The 2,189-nt window shown below is 37.0% G+C and carries 3 protein-coding genes; all 3 read right to left on the bottom strand.

Annotated elements, in window-relative coordinates:
- Positions 1–32 precede the first annotated feature (32 nt).
- Positions 33–353, bottom strand: a complete 321-nt coding sequence (locus tag WAM07_RS06610; protein WP_422165744.1) for a flavodoxin family protein — start codon at positions 351–353, stop codon at positions 33–35.
- A gap of 212 nt (positions 354–565) precedes the next feature.
- A complete protein-coding gene (locus WAM07_RS06605; RefSeq protein ID WP_422165743.1) occupies positions 566–934 on the bottom strand; it encodes a VOC family protein in 369 nt (122 codons plus the stop codon).
- 42 nt (positions 935–976) lie between these two features.
- Positions 977–1,324: a VOC family protein gene (locus WAM07_RS06600; protein ID WP_422165742.1), complete on the bottom strand. Its 348-nt coding sequence runs from the start codon at positions 1,322–1,324 to the stop codon at positions 977–979.
- Positions 1,325–2,189 lie beyond the last annotated feature (865 nt).

The raw sequence follows: 2,189 nt of genomic DNA, 5'->3' as shown, positions 1-2,189 counted from the left end.
ATTAAGTACACTGGTTTATTCATCATGGACGCTTAAAAATTCGGGAAATTATTGTCTCTTGCGGTCTGGGACCATCGGTCAACAAAGGTTTTCATCAGACTGGACATGCCGTACCAGTAAATGGGTGTAGCAAAAATCAGCACATCAGCATCCATTACCTTCGAAACAATTTGATCATAATCATCCTCTACTTGATCAAACCCTTTTTCCTCATGTCTTTGATCGACAATATGGTTCATCTGATAATCTTTTAAAAATATTTTGTCTACCGATAAATCTCCTATAACGGTTTCTGTTAATAATTCTGTGTTTCCTCCATCACGCGTTCCTCCATAAAGTACGACAATATTCAATCCAGTCACCTCATCCATAAAGTTTTATTCATTATAGTTTACCGACGCAAATGCTTCACGAAATAAGTTCAACATACATGGTTTAAACCACTAAACATTTATATAAGTCTGACGTGTGTTTAATACATCAGTAAAACAGATATCTATGATGATATCGATCGATATTTTCGATTGCGCTAATAAAAGGATGTTAGTGAGTGGCCAACATCCTTTTAACACTGACAAACCATCAGCATATTCCCATCCGGGTCCTTGAAGACAAAAAAGTGATCATGCATGACCTCCGACACAAGCTCAACATTCTGTTCTTTCAATAATCGGTAAGAGGCATGAATATCATTCGAGCTGAATTGAATAGCCGGCACGCTCAATGTAGGTAATTCACCATTTTCCCCTCGCCACATCGGCATCTCATCAAACACTAAATCTGTTCCATTCATGTCCGCTACAAATAAATGACCGAATTGAATCTCTCCTCCTTCAATCCCTAACACATCCTCATACCACTCTTTAGCTTTTTCAATATCTTCAACCGGAATAAATACAGCCTTTACATGGTGATTAATTGGACAATCAGCCATTCGTTCCCCCCCTGTTCCTTATCCTCTAACCTGTAAGTAAAGTTATCCGGTCGTACACGCTAGCAGTTTATTGCCTTCCGGATCATAAAAATGACACCCAAACATTTGACCACCAAAGTTCTCAATCTCTTCAACTTTTACATTCTTTTCTATTAACTTCTTTTGCGTTAACTCGATATCATCCGTCTCAAAAAGGAAAGGCGAATAGGGTAATGGAGTGATCTGTTTCACTTGATCCTGCAACAGAATGAACGAAGGGCCATTCATTTTAAATTGCACGTATCCTTCTCCTTCGTCTTCAACTTCGAAATCCATTACATTCTGATACCATTCTTTCGTGCTCTCAAAGTTCACCAGGTGAATAAAACAGCTGCTAACTTGATTTTTCATGAAGTAAACTTCTCCTCTCTATTTCTATTCATGAACGTCATAGATGGGGAAAGATTGATGTATTACTCTTGGTTGTTTACCTTCACGGGCGTGAGAAATATGGTTCTCTTCACCCGCTTCTGCCTCCTATTACTTAAATATCATGTCAATTATTTCAAAATATTCTGTCAAGAGCAACTATCCCATCGTATTAAAAAAAGAAGCTTACCCTCTATGGTAAACTTCTCTGTGATTACGATAGTTCCTCACGTTCATAAGTTTATTGCCCTTCCTTAACTAACTTATAATTAGCTACAAAAGGACTTATGAGCATACCGATTATAAATGTAAAGAGACCTGTCACGATGGTAAAAAAAGCATTGGCGAAAGGGGTTAAAAACAATCCGAATACCAGGAACGGAACAACACTTACAAGCGTTACTTTTAACCTGGAAGGAAAATCAATTTTATGTTCACACCTGCACTTTCGGCATGCAATGAATCCATAATACAAGTTCCTCTTTAAAATTTCACTCCATCTAAACTCTGTATCGCAACAATCACAACGGGTCATAGGAAAACACCAACTTTTTTAATTTTGTCCATAAAATGAACCAGTATATTTCGATTTTCTTATCAGTCGGGACAATAATACCATTTATCTTGGATCCTGTTTTATAAAAAACTTCAAGTAATGATGGAAACATCCAATAATATACTAACTCACCATTCTAAACCCCTACTAAAATTGGTGATATCTAAACACGGAAAGCAGGATAATATCCATCCTTTATAGTATTAATAAATACAAGGATTTATCACTCGCAATCCTTGTCGTCCTCCCAAATTTTCTCAACCATTCTAGTTATCTAACGGACTATAATGG

Source organism: Halobacillus sp. (assembly GCF_049282395.1).
In the GTDB taxonomy this organism is placed as follows: Bacteria; Bacillota; Bacilli; order Bacillales; family Halobacillaceae; genus Halobacillus.
Note: the sequence above shows the minus strand (reverse complement) of the source record. Positions and strands in the feature narration are given on the sequence as shown.

Coding starts and splice junctions, on each gene's coding strand:
- WAM07_RS06605 (WP_422165743.1), bottom strand. CDS start 934: ATGGCTGATTGTCCAATTAATCACCATGTAAAGGCTGTATTTATTCCG.
- WAM07_RS06600 (WP_422165742.1), bottom strand. CDS start 1,324: ATGAAAAATCAAGTTAGCAGCTGTTTTATTCACCTGGTGAACTTTGAG.